At 70.2% G+C, this 20,535-nt stretch carries 19 protein-coding genes; 10 read left to right on the top strand and 9 right to left on the bottom strand.

What is annotated here, in order from left to right; genetic code table 11:
• Positions 1–26: 26 nt before the first annotated feature.
• Positions 27–374 carry a YciI family protein gene (locus OG555_RS02500; RefSeq protein ID WP_329480753.1) on the top strand — a complete coding sequence of 116 codons (348 nt, stop codon included), beginning with the start codon at positions 27–29 and terminating at the stop codon, positions 372–374.
• Positions 367–1,614 (top strand): RNA polymerase sigma factor, encoded by a 1,248-nt coding sequence (locus tag OG555_RS02495; RefSeq protein ID WP_329480751.1) that lies wholly within the window; start codon positions 367–369, stop codon positions 1,612–1,614. Before OG555_RS02500 ends, OG555_RS02495 begins: the two co-directional genes overlap by 8 nt.
• Here the strand turns inward: OG555_RS02495 and hisN are convergent.
• On the bottom strand, positions 1,598–2,377 hold the full coding sequence (hisN, locus tag OG555_RS02490) for a histidinol-phosphatase (RefSeq protein WP_329480749.1): 780 nt from the start codon (positions 2,375–2,377) through the stop codon (positions 1,598–1,600). The genes OG555_RS02495 and hisN overlap by 17 nt on opposite strands.
• A gap of 144 nt (positions 2,378–2,521) precedes the next feature.
• Here hisN and OG555_RS02485 point away from each other — a divergent pair, with 144 nt between their 5' ends.
• Positions 2,522–3,013: a DUF2231 domain-containing protein gene (locus OG555_RS02485; protein WP_329480747.1), complete on the top strand. Its 492-nt coding sequence runs from the start codon at positions 2,522–2,524 to the stop codon at positions 3,011–3,013.
• Here OG555_RS02485 and rsgA read toward each other — a convergent pair.
• The 4 genes from rsgA to OG555_RS02465 all read right to left on the bottom strand — a co-directional run bounded on the left by rsgA (position 3,006) and on the right by OG555_RS02465 (position 6,770).
• Positions 3,006–4,028, bottom strand: a complete 1,023-nt coding sequence (gene rsgA, locus OG555_RS02480; protein WP_329480745.1) for a ribosome small subunit-dependent GTPase A — start codon at positions 4,026–4,028, stop codon at positions 3,006–3,008. The two genes, OG555_RS02485 and rsgA, sit on opposite strands and share 8 nt — an antisense overlap.
• Entirely contained in the window at positions 4,028–5,305 is a 1,278-nt protein-coding gene (gene aroA / locus OG555_RS02475; RefSeq protein WP_329480743.1) for a 3-phosphoshikimate 1-carboxyvinyltransferase, read from the bottom strand. Before aroA ends, rsgA begins: the two co-directional genes overlap by 1 nt.
• A 67-nt stretch (positions 5,306–5,372) precedes the next feature.
• A complete protein-coding gene (locus OG555_RS02470) occupies positions 5,373–5,984 on the bottom strand; it encodes a DoxX family protein (RefSeq protein WP_329480741.1) in 612 nt (203 codons plus the stop codon).
• 60 nt (positions 5,985–6,044) lie between these two features.
• The gene (locus tag OG555_RS02465; protein ID WP_329480739.1) at positions 6,045–6,770 is read right to left on the bottom strand and encodes a DsbA family oxidoreductase; all 726 of its coding nucleotides are present in this window, start codon (positions 6,768–6,770) and stop codon (positions 6,045–6,047) included.
• Between the two features lie 70 nt (positions 6,771–6,840).
• Here OG555_RS02465 and OG555_RS02460 point away from each other — a divergent pair, with 70 nt between their 5' ends.
• The 5 genes from OG555_RS02460 (at position 6,841) to OG555_RS02440 (ending at position 12,750) form a co-directional block, all read left to right on the top strand.
• Positions 6,841–7,683: an aminoglycoside phosphotransferase family protein gene (locus OG555_RS02460; protein WP_329480737.1), complete on the top strand. Its 843-nt coding sequence runs from the start codon at positions 6,841–6,843 to the stop codon at positions 7,681–7,683.
• Positions 7,684–7,748: 65 nt separating this feature from the next.
• The gene (locus tag OG555_RS02455) at positions 7,749–10,160 is read left to right on the top strand and encodes an ATP-binding protein (protein WP_329480735.1); all 2,412 of its coding nucleotides are present in this window, start codon (positions 7,749–7,751) and stop codon (positions 10,158–10,160) included.
• Positions 10,161–10,170: 10 nt separating this feature from the next.
• On the top strand, positions 10,171–10,650 hold the full coding sequence (locus OG555_RS02450) for a hypothetical protein (protein WP_329480733.1): 480 nt from the start codon (positions 10,171–10,173) through the stop codon (positions 10,648–10,650).
• 124 nt (positions 10,651–10,774) lie between these two features.
• Positions 10,775–11,443, top strand: a complete 669-nt coding sequence (locus OG555_RS02445) for a DUF4097 family beta strand repeat-containing protein (protein WP_329480731.1) — start codon at positions 10,775–10,777, stop codon at positions 11,441–11,443.
• A 74-nt stretch (positions 11,444–11,517) separates the two neighbouring features.
• Positions 11,518–12,750 carry a serine hydrolase domain-containing protein gene (locus OG555_RS02440; RefSeq protein ID WP_329480729.1) on the top strand — a complete coding sequence of 411 codons (1,233 nt, stop codon included), beginning with the start codon at positions 11,518–11,520 and terminating at the stop codon, positions 12,748–12,750.
• Here the strand turns inward: OG555_RS02440 and OG555_RS02435 are convergent.
• From OG555_RS02435 to OG555_RS02420, 4 genes are all read right to left on the bottom strand, one after another.
• Positions 12,736–13,977 carry a M20/M25/M40 family metallo-hydrolase gene (locus OG555_RS02435; protein WP_329480728.1) on the bottom strand — a complete coding sequence of 414 codons (1,242 nt, stop codon included), beginning with the start codon at positions 13,975–13,977 and terminating at the stop codon, positions 12,736–12,738. The two genes, OG555_RS02440 and OG555_RS02435, sit on opposite strands and share 15 nt — an antisense overlap.
• Before the next feature lie 23 nt (positions 13,978–14,000).
• Positions 14,001–14,870, bottom strand: coding sequence for a phosphotransferase family protein (locus tag OG555_RS02430; protein WP_329480727.1), 870 nt, complete (start codon positions 14,868–14,870; stop codon positions 14,001–14,003).
• Positions 14,870–16,159 (bottom strand): aspartate--tRNA(Asn) ligase, encoded by a 1,290-nt coding sequence (gene aspS / locus OG555_RS02425; protein ID WP_329480726.1) that lies wholly within the window; start codon positions 16,157–16,159, stop codon positions 14,870–14,872. The genes OG555_RS02430 and aspS overlap by 1 nt, the downstream gene beginning before the upstream one ends.
• A gap of 258 nt (positions 16,160–16,417) precedes the next feature.
• Complete coding sequence (locus OG555_RS02420; protein ID WP_329480725.1) at positions 16,418–18,688, bottom strand: sigma-70 family RNA polymerase sigma factor; 2,271 nt, start codon at positions 18,686–18,688, stop codon at positions 16,418–16,420.
• 270 nt (positions 18,689–18,958) lie between these two features.
• On the opposite strand from OG555_RS02420, the gene OG555_RS02415 reads away from it, so the two are divergent.
• Together OG555_RS02415 and OG555_RS02410 are read left to right on the top strand one after the other, a co-directional pair.
• Positions 18,959–19,774, top strand: a complete 816-nt coding sequence (locus OG555_RS02415; protein WP_329480724.1) for a hypothetical protein — start codon at positions 18,959–18,961, stop codon at positions 19,772–19,774.
• Positions 19,775–20,168: 394 nt separating this feature from the next.
• Positions 20,169–20,366 carry a DUF6767 domain-containing protein gene (locus OG555_RS02410; RefSeq protein WP_329480723.1) on the top strand — a complete coding sequence of 66 codons (198 nt, stop codon included), beginning with the start codon at positions 20,169–20,171 and terminating at the stop codon, positions 20,364–20,366.
• Positions 20,367–20,535: the final 169 nt, after the last annotated feature.

The raw sequence follows: 20,535 nt of genomic DNA, 5'->3' as shown, positions 1-20,535 counted from the left end.
AGACATGGACAGGAGAGGTGACATCAGTGGGCAAGTACCTGGTGATGATCTACGACGACGAAGCCAAGTGGGACGCGGCTGATCCGTCGGTGATGGAGCAGAACCACAAGAACCACCAGGCCTTCGCGGACGCGAACGGCCCCGCCCTGCGCGGCGGCGGGCAGTTGGACGGGAGCACCACCGCCACGTCGATCCGGTCCGACGGCGACGGCGGGTTCGTGGTCACCGACGGGACGTTCGCGGAGACCAAGGAGGTGATGGGCGGGTACTACATCATCGAGGCGGCCGACCTGGACGAGGCGCTCGCGATCGCCAAGCAGGTCCCGTCGCCGATGGGCGGCGTCGAGGTGCGGCCCCTCATCAACGGTGGCTGACACCGTCGCCGAAGCCGTGGCGGAGGCCCACTCGACCGAGTGGGCCTTCGTCCTGGCCGCTACGGCACGGGTCGCGGCCGATCTCGACCTGGCCGAGGACTGTGTGCAGGACGCGTATGCCAAGGCGCTGGTGCACTGGCGTGAGCAGGGCGTGCCGCGGCGGCCCGGCGCGTGGTTGACGACAGTCGCCACCCGGCGGGCGCTGGAGCATCGGCGGCGGGCCGGGGTGGCGGCGCGGAAGCTGCCGTTGCTGATGCCGGATCCGGTCGACGACGAGGATCTTGCGGCCGGGGTGTTCCCGGACGACCGGCTGCGGTTGGTGTTCACCTGCTGTCACCCGGCGCTCGCGCAGGAGGCCCAGATCGCGCTGACGCTGCGGCTCGTCTGCGGGCTGTCGTCGACGGAGATCGCGAAGGCGTTCCTGGTGAAGGAAGCCACGATGCAGGCGCGGATCACCCGGGCCAAGCACAAGATCTCGCGGTCCGGGATCGCCTACCGGATCCCGCGGCTGGAGGATCTGCCGGAGCGCATCGACGCGGTGCTGGACGTCGTACACCTGGTCTACACGGCCGGACACACGGCGGCGGACGGGGACGGACTGACCCGGCCGGATCTGGCGCGACGAGGGATCGAGCTGGCCCGGATGGTGCGCATGCTCTTGCCGGACAGCGGAGAGGCGGCTGGTCTGCTCGGACTGCTCTTGCTGACGCAGGCGCGGCAGGCTGCGCGCGTCGACGACGCCGGTCGGTTGGTGCTGATGGAAGACCAGGACCGGAGGTTGTGGGCCCGGGGGCAGATCGCCGAGGGGCTGGAACTGGTGCACGAGGCGCTGGCCGGACAACCAGCGACCCCACGAGGGCGCGTCGGGCGGTTCGGCGTGATGGCGGCCATTGCCGCCGTCCATGCCGAGGCGGAGCGGTGGGAGGACACGGACTGGGCAGAGATCCTCGGCCTCTACGATCTTCTCGTGGAGCGCTGGCCGTCTCCGGTGGTCGCCTTGAACCGGGTGGTCGCCTTGAGCTATGTCTCCGGGCCCGAGGTGGCGTTGACCGAACTCCAGGAGCTGGCCGGCGATCCGGCTCTCGCCACTTATCCGTACCTCGCGTCCACGCGCGCCGAACTGCTTCGGCGTACTGGGCGAGACGCTGAGGCGAAGGCGGCGTACGAGGAGGCGCTGGCGTTCACCAGCAACGCGGTCGAGGCGGACTTCCTGGTCCGGCGGCTCACTCGAGGCGCTTGAGCACCTCGTCGTGCAGGCGGCCGTTGGTTGCGATGGCGTTCGGACCGTTCGGGCCGGGAGCCCCCTCGACGGAGGTGAACTTGCCGCCGGCCTCGTCGACGATGATCGCCAGTGCGGCCATGTCGTACAGGTTCAGCTCGGGCTCGGCGGCGATGTCGACCGCGCCCTCGGCGACCAGCATGTAGGACCAGAAATCGCCGTACGCGCGGGTGCGCCAGACCGAATCCATCAGGTCGGCCCACTGGTCCTTCTTGCCGATCTTCTCCCAGCCCTTGAGCGACGCGTACGACAGCGAGGCGTCCTCGATCTTGCTCACGTCGCTGACCCGGCACGGCTGCGACGAGTGCAGGGCGCGGCCCGTCCAGGCGCCGTCGCCGTACGACGCCCACCAGCGCTTGCCGAGGGCCGGGGCGGAGACCACGCCGACGACCACCTGGTCCTCGATCATCAGGCTGATCAGGGTGGCCCAGACCGGGACGCCACGGATGTAGTTCTTGGTGCCGTCGATCGGGTCGACGACCCAGCGGCGGACGCCCCAGCCGCTGGTGCCGTCCTCTTCGCCGACGAACGCGTCCCGGGGCCGGGCCCGGGACAGAGTCTTGCGCATCACGTCCTCGACCTTTTTGTCCGACTCGCTCACCGGCGTCAGGTCCGGCTTGGTGGCCACGTGCAGGTCGAGCGCCTTGTAGCGGTCCATCGTGGTCGAGTCCGCGTCGTCGGCCAGGATGTGGGCGAGCCGCAGGTCATCCGTATGCGAAGGCATGCCGGAAGGCTAGCCTGATCCCCTGCTCAGCGCGCCACGCCGCGGCCAACGTTGCGGATCGGTTGCGGCGCGGAGTGAACCGAATGCGGTCGTTGAACGTGCGGTAAGTGTCGGACCAAGTCTATGAACGCCATGGAGGCGTCAATGTTCGAGCGCTTCGGGGACCTGCCGCTGCACGTGCTGGTGATTCATCTCGCGGTGGTGGTGCTGCCGGTGGCCGCGCTCACCGCGATCGCCTTCGCGGTGCTGCCGAAGTGGCGCTGGCTGCTGCGCTGGCCGGCGCTTGTGCTCGGGCTGGGTGCGCTGGTGTGTGCGTTCGTGGCGAAGAAGAGCGGGGACGCGTTCGTCGCCGCGGTCCCGCAGCTGCAGAAGCTGGTCGCCGTGCATCGGTCGCGGGGGAATCTGCTGCTGTGGTTGGTCCTGGCGTTCGCCGTGCTGATCGTCATCGCCTTCCTGCTGCTGAGCGGACCGACGGCGCTGGCGAGCGGAAAGGGTGCGAAGGCAACCAAGAGCCGTCCGCTCGAGCTGGTCGTCACCGCGGCCGTCGTGGTGCTGGGAGTCGTCGTGATCTACCAGACCATCCGCACCGGCGACGCCGGCGCCAGAGCCCTCTGGACCGGCATCCTGCCTAAGTGACGTCCTGCTCCGGTACGGCGTCCTGGCGGGTGTCGCGGCCTTCGCGGCTGGCCAGGAGGCGGCGGAAGGAGGCGACGCGGTCGGCGTCGGCGCGGCCTTCGGCGACTGCCTCGTCCAGGGCGCAGTCGGGAGCGGTCTCGGTGTGGGTGCAGCCGCGGGGACAGGTCTCGGCGATCTCGGCCAGGTCGGGGAAGGCATTGATCAGCTGGTCCGGCTCGACGTGAGCCAGGCCGAAGGTGCGGATGCCGGGGGTGTCGATGAGCCACCCGCCGTGGGGCAGGCGCAGCACCAGGGTGTTCGTCGACGTATGACGCCCTCGGCCGGTCACCAAGTTGACCACGCCGATCGCGCGGTCCGCGCCGGGGATCAACCCGTTCACCAGCGTTGACTTGCCGACACCGGAGTGGCCGACGAGGACGCTCGTGCGGTCGTCGAGTTGCTCGCGCAGTCCGCTGAGGTCGCCACCTTGGTACGTCGCGACGGACTCGACCCCGAGCGGGCGGTAGATCGACAGCAGCGGATCCGGATCGGCCAGGTCGGTCTTCGTCAGACAGAGCAGCGGCCGCATCCCGGCGTCGTACGCCGCCACCAGGAAGCGGTCGATCAGTCCGGTCCGCGGCTCCGGGTTCGCGACCGCGACGACGATGACGAGCTGATCCGCGTTCGCGACCAGCGGTCGTTCGACCGGGTCGTCGTCATCGGCCGACCGGCGCAGCAGCGTCGTCCGCGGAAGGACCTCGACGATCCGGGCCAGCGTGCCCTCGTCGCCGGTCGCGTCGCCGTCGAGCTTGACCCGGTCGCCGACGATCACACTCGTGCGGCCGAGCTGGCGCGCCTTCATCGCGGTCACCTCGTGGCCTCCGTGGGAGTCCTCGACCCAGCACGCGTAGCGGCCGCGGTCGCGGGTGAAGACGAAGCCCGTGGTGGCGTCGTCGTACGACGGGCGGTCCTTGGTCCGGGGCCGGGTCCGGCGCTTCGGACGGTCGTACCGGGCCTCCTCGTCGTACCGCGACATCAGCCCGCGAGCCCCGACCAGAGCTCGGGGAACTCCGGCAGCGTCTTCGCCGTGGTCCCGATGTTCTCGATCTCCAGCCCGTCCACGAGCAGCCCGAGGACGGCGGCGGCGTGCGCCATCCGGTGGTCGTTGTAGGTCCCGAAAAGCCCACCACGCAAGGGCTTCGGCCGGATCTCCAGCCCGTCGGCCGTCTGCGTCAATTCTCCGCCGAGCGCGTTGAACTCGGTCTCGAGCGCCGCCAGCCGATCCGTCTCGTGGTTGCGCAGATGCGCGATCCCACGCAGGTACGACGGTCCGTCCGCGAACGCAGCCACCGCCGCGATGACCGGGCTGAGCTCGCCGACCTCGCTCAGGTCGAGGTCCACACCCTGTACACGACCGGTGCCACGGACGGTCAGGCCGTCGTCGGTGCGGGAGACCTCCGCGCCGAAGCGAGTGAAGATGTCGCGCAACTGGTCGCCGGGCTGCGTGGTCTGCGAAGGCCAACCGGTCACGGTGACCTCGCCACCGGTGATCACGGCCGCGGCCAGGAACGGCGCGGCGTTGGACAGGTCCGGCTCGATGACGGTGTCCAGCGCGCGAATGGGGCCGGGGGCAACGACCCAGCGGTTCGGCTCGCCGTCGTCGACGCACACGCCGCGTTCGCGCAACATCGCCACCGACATGTCCAGGTGCGGCTGGGACGGCACCGGCTTCCCGTCGTGCCGGAGGTCGACGCCCTCGTCGTACCGGGCTCCGGCCAGCAGCAGCGCGGACACGAACTGGCTCGAACCGGACGCATCCAGGGTCACCTTCCCGCCGCGGACCGAGCCAGTGCCGGAGACCGTGTACGGCATCCGGCCGGTGCCGGCGTCGTCGATCTGTACGCCGAGGGTCCGCAGGGCGCCGAGGATGACACCCATCGGGCGCTCCCGGGCGTACGGATCGCCGTCGAACGCGACCACACCGTCGGCCAGCGCGGCGACCGGTGGGACGAAGCGCATCACGGTGCCGGCCAGGCCGCAGTCGACGTTCGCCGGGCCCTTGAGCGAGCCGGGGGTGACGGTGACCGTCGTACCGCTGTCGCTGTCGCTGATTCCGACGCCGAGGGAGACCAGGGCGGACCGCATCAGGGCGGTGTCGCGGGCGGCGAGCAGGCCGCTCAGGTGGGACGGGCCGTCGGCGATCGCGGCGAGGATGAGTGCACGATTACTGATCGACTTCGATCCGGGCACCGTGATCCGGCCGGTGACCGGTCCTTCCGCCCGCGGCGCCGCCCAGCCCTGCTCCGTGCTCATCCCACTCCTTCGGCTCGTCGTTTCCGACTCTGAGCCTAGGGCATGGGCGCCACCGTGCCGTCCGGTTTCAGCCGAGGTCGAGCTGCGCCTTCGCGAGCTTCGCGGCCTGCCGGACCTCGTGGGCCTGCTGCTTCGCCTCCCGCTTGGCCGCCTTGGCGCTGCGCGTCGTCTCGCGCTTGGCTGCCTTCACACCGCGCTTGGTCTCGCGCTTGGCGGCCTTTGCGCCGTGGCTGGCGCGCCAGGCGACACCCGGCTTGCCCTCGGTGTCGACCGCCGCGAGCAGCAGGCCGCCGAGCAGGCTGAGGTTCTTCATGAACTGGATCCGCTGGGTGTTCCGGACCGTCTTGTCCTTCTCCAGCCAGAACGGGTGACCCGCGATCGTGGTCGGCACCAGCGACGCCGCGAGAACGCTCGCAGCCAGCCGCCGGCCCTTGCCGCTGGCCAGCGCGAGCCCGCCGACCACGTGGACCGCGCCGTTCAGCCGGACGAGGTTGACCGTGGTGTCGGGGATGCGGTCGCCGACCTGCGCCGGAGCCGCCCGCTTCACCAGCGGCACCAGCCGGTCGGTCACCGGCTGCGCCTTCGGCACGAGCGGCTCGGGGTTGCGAATCGCGTTCGCACCCTGAACGATGAAAATGACGGACAGCAGCGGCCTGGCCAGTGCGCGCACGACAGTCATGCCTCCTTCATACACCACGTCTTGTCATACTTCCGGTACCCAACGCTCAAGCACTCAGGCTCAGATGGGGCAGCCGTCCGGGCCGCAGGTGGGATCGTCGGTCGCGCCGGGGCCGGTGATCAGCGTGACCGGCTTGCGGTCCGCGTTCGCCCGGCGCAGTGCCTCCTGGAACACCTCGACCGGTTGGGCGCCGCTGACGCCGTACTTCTCGTCGATGACGAAGAACGGCACACCGTTCGCGCCGTACGCGAGGGCCTGTGCCTGATCCGCGGCGACCTCTTCGGTGTACGTCGTACTCGCGAGGACCTCGTGGACACGGTCGGACGGGAGGCCGGCCTCTGTCGCCAGCTCGGTCAGCGTGGCGTGGGCGCCCACGGGGAGGCCGTCGGTGAAGTACGCCTTGAGGAGGCGCTCCTTGAGGCGGTCCTGGGTGTCGGCGGGCACCTGCCCCGCGTCGACGAGCTCGCGGGCCAGGTGCAGCAGGCGGTGGGCGTCGACGGTGTTGGCCGACTTCGCCTGCTCGAGGTTGTACTCGAGGCCCAGCTCGGCCGCGATCTCGGTCACGTGAGCGTTGGCCTGCAGACCCCACTCGCGGCCGCGACCGTACTTCTCACCCAGCCGGGTCGCCAGGTCCCGCGGGTCGTCGTTGGTGGACGACGGATCCAGCTGGAAGCTGTGCCAGACGATCGTCGCGGTGTCACCGCTGCCGGCCAGAGCCTCTTCGAGCCGACGCTTCCCGATGTAGCACCACGGGCAGACAACGTCGGACCACACATCAATGCGCATAGTTGTTGCCAACCCGGGTTGTTCCAGCACTATTCCGAACCCGATCCGGTTGTGACGCGTCTGACGCTCCATGGACGACGAACTCGTACGAACCCTCTTGCAAGAGCAGCATCCGGACCTGGCCGACCTGGAGCTGAAGGAGGTCGTCGGCGGCTGGGGCAACCAGATGTGGCGGCTCGGTGCGGACCTGGCAGTCCGGATGCCCCGGACCGAGGAGGGAACGGAGCTGCTTCTCAACGAGCACCGCTGGGTCCCTGACATCGCCGCCCGCGTTCCGCTGCCCGTCCAGACCCCTGTCCGCCTCGGCAAACCGTCGGACCGGTTCCCGCGAACCTGGTTGGTGACCACCTGGGTAGCCGGCGAACCAGCTGACCACGCACCGATCACAGACCCTGCGGCAGCGGACGTGCTGGCCGACTTCCTGCTGGCCCTGCACATTGAGGCGCCGGCCGAAGCGCCGGCGAACGACCGAAGCAGTCTGCCGCGGAGCCTGGGGTTCACCGAGGTGCACGAGTACGTCGGCCGTGGTGAGGAGATGCGTGCGGTGTGGGCGGACGCGATCGCCGCACCGGCGTGGGACGGGCCGCCGGTCTGGCTGCACGGTGACCTGCACCCGGCGAACGTGGTCGTTGCCGACGGCGCGCTTGCCGGTGTCATCGACCTCGGCGAGGTGTGCGCCGGTGATCCGGCGACCGACCTCGCGGCCGCCTGGATCCTGCTCCCGACCGGCGCCGCCGACCGGTTCTTCGAGCGCTACCCGGCGGACGACGCCACGGTACGGCGAGCTCGCGGCTGGGCCGTGCAGCGGGCGCTGTTCCTGATCGCGATGGGGATCAACGGCGACAAGGGCCTGCCCGGCGGCAAGCCGCACTGGGGACCGATCGGGCTGCAGGCCCTCGAGCGTCTGCTCTGATCGCGGGCCCCGTTGGGCGGGCCATCTAGACTCGGCGCGCTGAAACCGGAGGAGGGCTGGCAAGGGTGCGCGATGAGTTGGCGAGGCAGTTGTCGCAGCTGCGTGATCTGACCGGCCGGAGCCTTCGTGAGCTCGCCCGTGACATCAACGCCAGCAGCTCCTCGCTGTCGCGGTACTTCTCCGGCCAGGCCGTTCCACCCTGGCCGACGGTGGTGGCGCTCTGCAAGGCAGCCGGTCGCGACCCGAGGCCGCTGCGTGAGGTGTGGGAGGGCGCCAAGGACCGGCCTCAGGCGAGCCCGGCTACGGCTCCGCCGGTACGCAATGATCTGCCGCACGACATCACTGCGTTCACCGGTCGCCGGGCGGAGCTGGACGCCCTCCTCGACGCCGCGCGGACCACGTCGGTGGTGGCGATCGACGGCATGGGCGGGGTAGGGAAGTCGGCGCTGGCCGTGCACGCAGCGCATCTACTGACCGCGGACTTCCCCGATGGGCAGCTCTACCTGGACCTGCACGGGTTCACTCCGGGCCGGAAGCGGCTCGAGCCTGGAGAGGCGCTGCGCGTCCTGCTGTCCGCGCTCGGCGTGCCTGCCGGCAGGATTCCTGACGGGCTCGCCGAGCGGGCTGCGCTGTGGCGGTCGGAGCTGGCGACGCGGCGTGCGATCGTACTGCTGGACAACGCCGCGGATGCCGAGCAGGTGCGTGAACTGCTGCCCGGCGCCGGCCAGACCTTCGTCGTGATCACCAGCCGCCGGCGGATGGTGGAGCTGGATGCCCAGCCCGTCTCGCTGGACGTCCTGCCAAGCGAGGAGGCGGCACAGCTGTTCGTCGAATCCGCGGGCGGGGTGCGGCCTGGCGACGTCGACGCGGTACTGCGCCACTGCGGCAACCTGCCGCTGGCCATCCGGGTGGCCGCCGCCCGGCTCCGGCACCGGCCCGCGTGGACGCTCGACACACTGGTCGAACGGCTGCGCGATGGCGACCTGGTGGCGTCGGACGTGTTCGAGATGTCGCTGCGGCAGCTCGACCCCGCGCAGCGGCGGATGTTCCGGCTGCTCGGGCTGGTGCCGGGCGAGGACATCGACGCGTACGGCGCGGCCGCGCTGGCCGGGATCCCACTGGCCAACGCCCGCACTCTCCTGGAGGACCTGGTGGATGTCCATCTGGTCCAGGAGCCCGCAGCCGGCCGCTACCGGATGCATGACCTACTCCGGCAGGCCGCCCGCGCCGACGACCCCGCAGCTGATCCGGTGCCGGCGATCGCCCGGTTGGCCGACTACTACCTGAGCGGCCTACTGGCCGTGAAGAAGCTGATCCTGATCCTGATCCCACTCCCGGTCACCGTGTCACAGCCACCGTCGGCCCTTCCCGACCTCTCCGACCACGACAGCGCTGTCAACTGGATGGACACCGAGTGGGGCAACCTCACCGCGACGTTTGCGCTCACTGTGCAGCTGCGCATCGACCTGGCGGCGGTGGGGCTCGGACAGCTCGCCACGATCGCCCATGCGCGACGCGGTGGTTCGGCGCAGCTGCGCGACGGTCTCGAGGTCACCCTGCCCGCCGCCGAAAGGCTCGGTGACCGCCGCGTGCTCGCCTCGCACCGCTACCTGCTGGGCGTCCTGCTGTTGCGCATGGGCCGGCTGGACGACGCGATGCCGGAGCTCGAGGAGGCCGCCGTGCTGATGGCTGTGGAAGGAGACATCGTCGGCGAGGCCATGGCGCTCTTCCAACTGGGGGAGCTCCGGGAGCAAGTCGCCGACGCCGAAGGCGCCGTCGAGATCCTGGAGCGGGCAGCCGCTCTGCTACCACCGCACGAGGCCGCGGTGGGAGCCCGGGTACGCAGCAGTCTCAGTCATGCTCTGGTGAGCCTGCGGAAATATGCCGCGGCCCGTGAGATCGCCACGGACGTGATGGAGACGACCCGAGAGACAGACCGCCAGACGGTGCGGATGTGCCTGGACGTGCTCGGCCGAGCCGCGCTGGGCCTCGGGGATGTGAAAGCTGCGCTCGACTACGCCGAACAGGCCGTTGCCGTCAGCCACGCGACCCATCACGCGATCTTCGAGGCGATCAGCCTCAACGACGTAGCCGTCGCACTACTCCACCTCGGTCGCACGGCGGAGGCGGCAGCCAGGCAGGCCGAGGCCATCGGAATTCTCGAACAGGCCGATGAGCCAGATCAGGTGGCGCGCGTCCACCTCCAGTACGCCGAGGCGTGCTTGGACACTGGCGATCGGGACGCCGCGGCACGGCACTTCCAGGCCGCAGTGGAACTCGCCACTGCTCACGGTTTCGGCTACCTGGTTCCGGCGGCGCGTTCGGGGCTGGCCCGCCTGTCCCGTCCCGTCCCGTCCCGGGACACGTTCCCACCAGCCGTCCGCGACGGTGACTGCGCAGGTCAGCCCTGGATCGGTGGGTCGTCCCGTGTCCCGGAGGGCTCGGCGTGGATTGTGTCGGACAGACCGCGACACTGAGGCTTCGGTCATGCACACAACCCCTTCGCTGCTCACCGGACTGGACGCGCTGCCCGCTCAGTGGGAAGTGCACGGGACGGTCGCCGCGCCCGTCGAAGCAGTCGTCGGGCTCCTGCTCGCGCTCGCCGAGGGCCGGGTCGGCGATGACAACCTAATGGTCCTGGCCAGGGCTTCGGCGGCACGCCAGGGCGCGATGACCGTCGTGGCGGGGTCCGCGGAGGCCGGCACCTACCGTGCTGAGCTGGCCGGGCAGGTCGAGCCGGTGGAGATCCAGGTCGACGGTTCCAGACTCGCCGTACAGAGCTGGTACGCCGGCGTGCACGCCGTCACCGCCTGTCCCGAAGGGACCCGGGTGACCCACAGCGTCCATCGCGTCCTCCCCGACCACCCTGGGTTCGCGCCCGGGATCGCCGACCTCGGCCTGCGTGCCCGGATGGCACGTGATCTGCACCAAGTGCTGGGTGTGATCGCCGACCACCTCGGCTGCTGACAACCGCTCTTCCATGGTGGCGTGTCAGACGACATGTCAGCACGGCGGCTGTCCGGTGTCAGGGCGGCCTTCGATCGTGGTGTCACTCACCAAGTTCATCACTAGCGAATCAGGAAGGTACGACATGCCGACTTTCAACACCCCAGAGCCGATTTCCGCAGTTCTGGACATCCCAGCAGGACGCATCCAGTTCATCGCCGCCGACCGGGCCGACACCGCAGTCGAGATCCTGCCCGCGGATCCCTCGAAGGGCCGCGACGTGACCGTGGCGGAGGAGGCCAAGGTCGCGTACGGCGATGGCGTCCTGCGGATCGAGGTCTCGGCGAAGAACCAGTACTTCGGGCCGTCCGGCGCCGTCGCGGTCACAGTGCAGCTGCCTGCCGGCTCGGCGGTCGAGGTGAACGCGGCCAGTGCCGAACTGCGGGCCGTCGGACGGCTCGGCGACGTCGCCATCAAGAGCGACCACGGCTCGATCGATCTCGAGGACGTAGCGGGCGCCCGCATCACCACCGCCGCCGGTGACGTCTCTGTCGGCCGCCTCAACGGGCCTGCGGAGATTCGCACCAGCAAGGGCGACATCCGGATCGCCGAGGCCGTGCGCGGCGCGGTCGTACTGCGCACCGACGCCGGCGGGATCGAGGTCGGCGCCGCCGCCGGAGTCTCGGCCACCCTGGATGCCGGTACCGCCACCGGCCGGATCCAGAACGCGCTCAACAACACCGAAGGCGCCGCCGCCCCGCTCACCATCCGCGCGACCACCAGCGTCGGCGACATCGTCGCCCGCTCGCTCTGAGAAACACCATCCGGTGGCCTACCTCACCGGCTCCTGACCACCGTTCGTCCGTTCAATCGAAGGAGTGCAACACGATGTCCACCACTGCTACCGGCTTCTCCGCGGCAGGGTTGCGCAGGCTGCACGACGTACTGTCCCGGCATGTCGACTCCGGGAAGATTCCCGGGCTGGTCGCCCTGGTCAGCCGGGGCGACGGTGAGCCGCACGTCGAGACGATCGGGACGATGCGTCACGACGGTGGGCCGGCGATGCGCCGGGACACGATCTTCCGGATGGCCTCGACGTCCAAGCCGGTCTCGGTCTCGGCGGCGATGGTGCTGCTCGACGAGTGCCGGCTGCGACTGGACGACCCGGTGGAGCCCTGGCTGCCCGAGCTCGCGAACCGCCAGGTGCTGAAGCGCATCGACAGCTCGCTGGACGACACCGTGCCGGCCCGGCGGCCGATCACCGTCCGGGACGTGCTCACGTCCACGTTCGGGCTCGGCATGGACATGACGGTCCTCGGCACGCCGATCATGGCCGCGGTCTTCGAGCAGGGCATCACGCCGAACCTGCCGGTGCCGATGCCCGAGCAGGACGAGTGGATGGCCCGCCTCGGCACGCTTCCGTTGATGTACCAGCCCGGAGAGCGTTGGCAGTACCAGATCAGCAGCGATCTGCTCGGCGTGCTCGTCTCCAGGGTCTCGGGACAGTCGTACGACGCGTTCCTCCGCGAACGCGTCTTCGAGCCGCTGGGCATGAAGGACACCGGCTTCTCCGTACCCGCCGACCAGATCGACCGGCTGCCTCCGCTGTACGCGCCGGACCCGCAGACCGGGGAGTTCCACGTGTGGGACGAGGCCGAGGGCGGTCGGCACAGCAGTCCGCCGGCGTTCCAGGGCGGTGGCGGTGGGCTGAACTCCACCGCCGACGACTACCACGCGTACCTCCGGATGCTCTTGAACCACGGAACGCATCAGGGCGAGCGGATCCTGTCCCGACCGGCCGTGGAGCTGATGACCACCAACCGCCTGACAGCCGAGCAGTTGGCGGCCCGGGAGGCCTTGGCCCGCGACAACGTCCACATCTCGTTCGGCCAGGGACAGCACGGTGGCTGGGGCTTCGGCATGGCCGTGCGCACCTATCGCGGCGACTACGCGCCCATCGGCCAGTTCGGTTGGGACGGCGGAGCCGGTACGTCGACCTACGCCGACCCGAGCAACCAGCTCGTCGGAATCCTGCTCACCCAGGTCGGCACGTCCGCGCCGTACTCGGTGCAGCTCATGCACGACTTCTGGACCACCGTCTACCAGTCACTCGGCGACTGATGCACAGCGGCGGACGACGAGGAGGGCGTAAGCGCGGGCTGCTTGCAGAACCTCCGCGAGGATCACGTGTTCGTCCGCCGCATGCGCGTACCTGACGTCACCAGGTCCGTACTGCAGGGTGGGGATGCCCGCTGCCGCGTACTGACGGAGATCGGAGCCGTACGGCGCGCCCCTGACTTCTGGAGGCGGGCTGCCGGCGTCCGTCACCGCCTGGCGGGTGTCGGCGAGGAGCGGGTCGTCGTCCCGGAGGAGGCCGGACGCGAACTCGCCGCCGGGCCAGCTGACCTTGACCGGATGGTCGCGGAGCCAGTCGTCCTTCAGACAGGTCTCCGCGATCGCCGTCTCGAAGGCGGCCCGGGCGTCCGCGAGCGGTTCACCGAGGCGTACGCCGTACCTGCCCTCCGCGACCAGGTGGTCGGGCACGGTGCTCGCCCAGTCTCCGGCCGCGATCGTGCCGACGGACAGTGGGTTGGCGAGGTCGAGGTGGGCGAGGAGCGGATGTGGGTCCCGGTTGCGCGCGGCCTCGAGTTCCTGTAGCGCGGCCTGGATCACGGTGAACTTCTCGATCGCGCTCACCCCGCGGCTGCGGGTCGACCCGTGGGTGGCCAGGCCCGGTACCTCCAGCCGGAAGGTCAGCGAGCCGGCGTTGGCCGGGATCACGGATCCGGCGGTCGGCTCCGCGATCAGGCAGGCCTCGCCGCGATGACCGCGGCGCAGGGTCGCGAACGCGCCGACGCCGCCGTCCTCCTCGCCGATGACCGTATGGACCGCCAGTGGCCTCCGCAAAGTGATGCCGGCGGCAACAACCGCCGCCGTCGCGCCGAGGATCGCCGCGACGCCGCCCTTCATGTCGCAGGTGCCGCGACCCCACATCACGCCGTCCTCGATCCGCCCGTCGAAGGCGTCTCCCGGCACCACATCCACATGCCCGTTGAGGATCAGCCCCGGCGTCCCGTCCTCGCCGAGCACGCCGACACAGCCCCACGCCTCGCTCCGCTCGACCTCCATCCCCGGGAATTCCGGATCGGCGGTCAACGTAGGCATGTCGATCGGCCACTTGTCGACAATCAGACCAAACGCCGCCAACCGCTCCGCACACCACGCCTGTACGTCGCTCTCGGCCGGAGTCCCGTCGACACTCGGGATCCGCACCAGGTCACGCAGATCCTCGATCACCCGCGCGTCGTCGACCGCGGCCAGCACCCGCTGCTCCACCTCACTCAGCATGCGCACATCATGCCCCGCGCGGGTCAGGCCTCGAGCAGTTCGAGCACCCGCTGTGCACCCTGCTGGATCAGATCCTGCGAGACCTTCGAGCGTTCGTGAACGAACTCGGCGATCGTCACGTACGCCGACGCCGCGGACACCGCGACCGCCGCCCGTCCACCGGCCCGCAGCGCCGCCTCCAGGAACAGTTCGTCGACTCCGGCCGGCGCACCGTCGCGTGCCGCCGACGTCGCCAGCGAGACCAGGTCATAGGCCCGCGACCCACCGCCCGCCGCCTCGATATCGATGATCCCGGCGATCCGCCCATTGTCGACAATCAAGTTGCCGACATTGAGATCCCCGTGCACGAGATCGTCGTCGGGCAGAACCTTGCCACGGTACGGCCGGCACAACTCGGTGTAGCGGTCGAGCAGTTCGGCGACCTCACCGCCGTACTCGTGCACCCGGCCCCACACACCGTCCCAGTCGTCGAAGACGACGCCGCTCGACCACCCCGACCAGCTCACACCGTCCTCGGGGACGAGGTCGCGCTGCAGTTCACAGATCGCGATCAGCTCCTGGGCGAGCCGCCTGTCCAGCACCGACGCGTCGCGAAGCGGCTCGCCGGCGACGAACTCTTGCAGCTGGTACGGCGAGCCCGCCGCGGTCTCGCCCACGGTCAGCCACGCCGGTGTCGGGTAGCCGACCGTGCGAGCCCGGCGGACCAGCTCGTGCGCCCGCCGGACCCGCGGCGCCCAGCCCGGGGCGGCCGTCCACTTCAGGACGACCGCGGTCTCGCCGTCGGTGAGCTCGTACGCGCCCGACTGCAGCCCACCGGCCAGTTGCCGCACGAGCCGATAATCGGTGCCCAGGGCAACGTTCAGCTCGGCGACAACTGACTCGGTGGTCTCCATCAGGGGGTGAGGCGGTGCAGGTCGCGGGGGAACAGCGTGACCTCGCGGACGTTCTCCACCCCGGTCAACCGGGCCACGAAGCGCTCGAGCCCGATCGCGAACCCGCCGTGCGGCGGCATCCCGTGCTTGAACGCCTGCAGGTACGAGCGGTACGCCGGTGACTCCGCCGACTCACCCTTCGCCTCCAGTGCCGCGACGTAGTCGCTGTACCGGTGCAGCCGTTGCCCGCCGGTGACCAGCTCCATCCCGCGGAACAGCAGGTCGAACGAGTTCGACCAGCGCGGGTCCGACGGCTGCGGATGCGTGTAGAACGGCCGCTTCACCATCGGATAGCCCTCGACCGCGACGAAGTCGCTGCCGTGTTCCCGCAGCGCCCACTCACCCAGGGCCCGCTCGTCGGCCGGCGCGAGGTCCGGCTCGTCCGGGTCCGCACCGGCGATCTTCAGCGCCTCGCTGAAGTGCACGATCGGTACGTCGACCGGGATCTCGGGCAACTCCGCCCCGAGCCGCTCCAGCGCCCCGCCGGCCCGCTCGCCGACCGCGGCCAGCATCCCGGCGACGGTGGACCGCAGGACGGCGAGCACGTCGCGATGGTCCTGGATGAACCCGAACTCCGCGTCCAGCGAGACGTACTCGGCCAGGTGCCGGACCGTGTCGTGCGGCTCGGCCCGGAACACCGGCCCGACCTCGAACACCCGCTCGAACACCCCGACCATCGTCTGCTTGTAGAACTGCGGCGACTGCGCCAGGTACGCCGGGCCGCCGAAGTAGTCCAGCGCGAACACGTTGGCCCCGGACTCCGTCGCCGTACCGACGATCTTCGGCGTCTGGATCTCGGTGAAGCCCTGCCCGTCCAGAGCCGAACGGAACCCGTGCAACGCCGCCGCGGCGATCTCCCACCCGGCCCGCACGACCGGGTGCCGCAAGGCGACCGGCGCGTTGTCCAGTACGACGGGCAGCCCGGCGCCCACCGTGGGTCGCCACAGCTCGATCGGCGGCGTCGCGGCCGGCTCGGTCAGCGGCTCGATCACCGGGTCGACGATCTCCGCGCCGCCCGGCGCCTGTGGGTTGGCGGCGACCGTGCCGGTCACCTGGACCACGGTCTCCTCACCGAGTTCGTCCAGCTGTGCTTGGGCTTCCGGCGCCTTCACGACGATCTGGCTCAGGCCGGATCGGTCGCGCAGAATCAGGAAACTGACGGCGGCGAGCCGTCGTCTTCGGTGCACCCAGCCGGCCACCGTGACGGTCTGGCCTACTGCTGAGGGGATCTCATGGCTGAGAATGCGCATCGCTGTTTCACCTCCAGGTCGTTTCTCGTACCCCGGAGGTGTGGGCGAAGGGGATCTCGCGGTGCCACCACACCTTCACCGGATCGGGACGACCCGGCCTCTTTGCCTTGCAGTCGCTCGGGAGTGTCTTCGCCACCGCTCCACGTATCGCCTTCACAGCTACCGGCGACTCTCTCGGACGTGGCGTACGGCGCTACTCGGTTCCGTCAGCGCGAACACGACCAGCGTAGCGACCCAGGTCACCGACCACCAAGTGGGTTACCGCCGCGACGGTGACGGCGGGATCTGCACGGTGTCGGTGTCCTCGCGGCCGCCGACCCGGGCGTGCACGGTGAGCAGGTTGTTCGTGCCGGTGCCCGGCAGCCACGCGGTCCACTCGGAGTTGAACGGCTTGAGGTAGTTGTCGGTCCAGCAGGTGGCGCGGTGGATGTCGCTCGATCGCGAGCAGGTCCAGCCCGGCTCCTGGGAGTTCAGGAACGCCAGGTTGCGGCCCCACAAGATGTCCAGCGTGACCCGCTGGTTGCCGGCCCCGTTGACCTTGAGGAACCGGTTGTAGACGAACGGGTTGGGGTCGGTCTGCGGCGTCGGTGTCACGATCTGCAGCAGCGACTCGTCCGCCTGGACCCCCGGCAGCACTTCGGAGTCGGTGTCGCTCACCAGGCCCGCCGTCGCGGCCACGGTGAACGTCCGCGCCGCCGCGGACCCGTCCTGGGGTACGGCGAAGTCCGCCGGGAGCGGAGCCGGTCGCGCCGGGGTGAGCGCCGTACACGTCTTGGTCGTGGCCGAGCACTTCCAGCCGGCCGGGTTCGCGGCGATCGGCCACTCCAGCGAGGAGCCGTAGCTGATCTTCAGCGTCACACTGGTCCGGTCCGTGCCGGGGGCAACGGTCAGGATCCGGTGGTGGACGTCGGGATCGGCCTTGCCGTCGAGGATCTTCAGCAGGTTCTCGTCGGTCCGCGGGGGAGCGGGAGCCTGCAGCGTCGCCGAGTCGTCGTCGTACAACCGGCCGGTCTTGGCCGAGACGGTGAAGGTGCGATCGACTGCCGATCCTCCGGCCGGGGCGGTGAACGTCACCGGCATCGACGCGGGGGTGGCCCGGTTGAGCGCCGTACAGGTGCCGGCCGCCTTGTTGCAGGTCCAGCCGGCCGGGTTGCCGGCCAGCGGCCAGTCCAGGGCGCCGCCGCGCTTGAGGCCGATCATCACCGGGTCGGTGTTGTTCGCCGGGGCTTTGATCGTGAGGATGAACCGCACGCCGGCCTCGGCCTGCGTGCCGCCGGCCCGGTCAGCGGGACCGCCGCCTCCGCTCGGCATGCTGATCGTCAGCAGGCCCTCGTCCAGGATCGGTGTCGTCGGCAACGGTGGGGTCGGACTCGTCGTCGTCGCGGTCGGGGACGTCGGCGCGGGGGTCGGCGTCGTCGCGGGCTGGGTCGGCTGGGTCGTCGGCACGGTGGTGGGCGCTGTGGTGGGCGCTGTGGTCGGTGCGGTGGTCGGCTGCGTCGACGTCGGCTTGACCGTCGGTGGCTTGACCGGGGGCACGGTCGGCGGATTCCCCGGCGGCTGGGTCGGTTGCTGTGCCGGCGGCTTGCTGATCGCGGCCGGGGGAGTGTCGTTACCGGTCAGCGCCATCGCCGCGAGTACGGCGGCAACCGCGACGACCACGACCGCACCGGCGCCGACCGCCGTACGGGTGCTGTTCTCCGTGGCCTTCTTCCAGCCGGTGACGACGAAGCCGACCAGGCCGACCTTCGCGCCCGAGGCGGCGGCCAGGTAGCCGAGACCCGCGGTGCCCAGCAGGGCCGGGGCGAGCAGCGCGGGCAGTGCGCTGTTGATCTCGACCAGCTCGAGGTAGACCGCGGTGCACTTCGCGCAGCCGTCCAGATGCTCGCGGACGTTGCGGTTCTCCCGCTTGGTCAGGCCGCCCCGGACATACGCGCCGAGTCGCTCGGTGGTCCAGCGGCAGCGATCGCCGGCGACGTCGGCCAGGTGCTGCTGAAGGTAGGCCTGCCGCAGACCCTCGCGGGCGCGATAGGCGAGCGCGGACACGCCGTTCGCGGTCAGGCCGAGCAGGGGAGCGATCGCGGCCGGCTTCTCGCCCTCGACCTCGGTGTGCCAGAGGACGGCCTGCCACCGCTCGGGCAGGCTCGCGAAGGCCTTGGCCGCCGCACCGCTCTCGAACCCGGTCACGGTCGGGTCGTCGAAGGTCTCCGACTCCCGCTCGTACGCCGCGATGTCGTCGGTGGCCGTCACCTTCCGGCCGGACCGGATCCGGTCGACGTGCACCCGCCGTACCGTCGTCAGCAGGTACGCGCGGAAGGAGATGTCCGGGCCGCCGCCGGAGCGCAGCGCGTCCAGCACCTTGGCGAACGCGTCACTGGCCAGGTCGTCGGCGTCGTTGGCCGGGACCAGCTGGCGCGCCATCCGCTCGGCCGCGTGGTGGTGGCGGCCGAAGAGCTCGCCGTACGCCTCGAGATCGCCGGTGCGGACGCGCGCGATCAGTTCGGCGTCGCTCGGTCCTTCCGGCGTCTCCATCCAGCTCCCCGTGGGTGTGTCACGACTGTCCGTACGGCGATGTAACGGTCCGTCACATAGTTGCCGGGAACAAGGTTCCCACGTGGGACGGATCCGTGCACGTTTCCTGACGCGGAATCGTGCACCTTTCCTGACGAGAGCACCAGCCCGGAAGTTACGCGAAAAAAGTTCTGCGAATCCGCGTCATGAACTCCGCCGCCGCCTGTCTCACCTCCGAACGACGCTTCCGGCCGCCCGGTCGGGAGACTGACGGGATTCTTGAGGAGGGCCATGTCGCTGTTCGCGGACATCCGCAGGCGGTTCGACCTGCGCCCGCACAAGTCCCTGAACCTGGCGGGGTCGCCCGCCCGGAACCGGCCGGAGGCGTCGTCCCCAACCGAGCAACCGTGGGGTTGGGGGGAGCCACACGGCACAGACAGCACCGACCACAGCGCCTATCTCGCGATCGCCGAGGCGCTGCGGGACGGGGCCGATGTCGTGCCTGCATCGGACGAGGTCGGGCGCCAACTGGCGACCGACGGAGTCTCGCTGGTGGAGGCACTTGATGGGCTGAGTGCGTTGTACCGCTCGATCGCCGGGGGCGAGCCGGCTTTCGACGCGGTACGCGCACTCAGTTCCAGCTGGGCCGAGGCCTCGCTCGTCTATCTGCACTCGCTGTCCTGCGAGGACCCGCTGACCGGGCTGTCCAGCCTGGCGCACCTGCGGTCCCGGCTCGGCGAGCTCTATCGAGAGGCGGAACTCCGTGGCACCTCCGTATCGCGATCCCACGCACTGGTGGTTGTCGAGCCGCTCAATCCGCCGGGGACGTCGCCGTTCGATCGCGAGCTCCGGCTGGTCGACGTGGCGGAGTGCCTGCGGATCGTCTTCTGCGGCGGTGACGTACTGGGCCGCGTCGGCTCACACCGCGCGGCGGCGCTCGTCGGCCGCGAGCCGAACCTGCCGGAGCAGGTCGCGACGGCTCGAGCCCTGATCACCCAGTGGCGGCTGGACACCGACGTACCCCAGCTCGCCCGGGTCTGGATCGAAGGACTGCCGAACACCGACGCCATGGCAGGGAGGGTGCTCGACGAACTCGCCAGACCTTAGGACCTGCGTCCGGACGCCAACAGGGGGGTGCCCGGACGCAAAGGCCGGCGGCGGATCGCCCGACACGGGGTGGGCGATCCGCCGCCGCTTGTCCTGATCGCCTAGGTACGGCGCTCGCCCGGCATCGCCGAGGGCTGCGGCCGGAGTGTCCCGCCTGGTTCGGTGTGGATGTACCGAGGCCCGCGGAAGAGCGAGTCGGCAGCACCGACCAGCGACATGCCGATGGCGACCGCGAACACGATGACCAGGCCCTGGTGGAAGGGCGCCGACCGACCAGGTGATCGCGATGGTCGAGCGGACACCGGATGGGGGCGAAAGGCCCTGGTGGTAGCGGCCGGAAGCCCGTCGTCGCGCTGGTCGGCCGACGGTAAGTTGGAGGCCAGGACGGTGAGCGATGGCCAACGGCGGGAAGCAACCCCAAGCACGCTGTCCGATCCGGCTCGGAGAACCCTGCTCACTCTGTGTGCCAGGTGCGACCGGGCCACAGGACTGCTCTCTCGTCTACCTGGTGATGTCCGATCCCGCGTTGCGTGACGAGTTGCGCCTGCTGCGCATTGCCGGATCGTCCAGCGGGCCGGCGACGATCGACTGAGCCTGCGGGCCGGGTGGGGAAAGAATTCGTCACCAGACGCAAACTTCTCTCCCCACCGACCGAGCCCCGCACGTCACGCGCCGGCCGATCCGCACCTCCCGGCCCACCCGCCCCTGCCGTGATGCGACGCAACGGCAGGAACTGTCCGGCGGCGTCGCTAGGCTGGTCC

Source organism: Kribbella sp. NBC_01484, from assembly GCF_036227145.1.
Lineage (GTDB): Bacteria > Actinomycetota > Actinomycetes > Propionibacteriales > Kribbellaceae > Kribbella.
This window is presented reverse-complemented; position numbering and strand designations above follow the sequence as displayed.